The 213-nt window shown below is 39.0% G+C and carries 1 pseudogene; it reads right to left on the bottom strand.

Going from position 1 to position 213, the window contains the following annotated elements:
• Positions 1-170 (bottom strand): annotated as a pseudogene (locus HMPREF0519_RS13585) (ATP-binding protein); the annotation flags it as partial.
• Positions 171-213: the final 43 nt, after the last annotated feature.

A 213-nucleotide genomic window follows, 5' to 3' on the forward strand; every position in this document is an offset into this window, starting at 1 on the left:
TCGCAGATAATAGGTTTTACAATCACTGGGAAACCAACATCACGAACAAAATCCATTGCCTCGTCATCACTAGCAACAATCTTTGAGGCAATAATTGGTTCGCCTGTTTCATCCAACAATTCGCGAAGTTGTTGATTATCCAAAACCTTTTTGAGATCGATTGGTCGAATTCAAACCCTTTCGGTTCCAACCACAAGAAGAAAAAAATAAACG

The sequence above is a fragment of the Lentilactobacillus hilgardii DSM 20176 = ATCC 8290 genome, from assembly GCF_000159315.1.
Taxonomy (GTDB): Bacteria; Bacillota; Bacilli; order Lactobacillales; family Lactobacillaceae; genus Lentilactobacillus; species Lentilactobacillus hilgardii.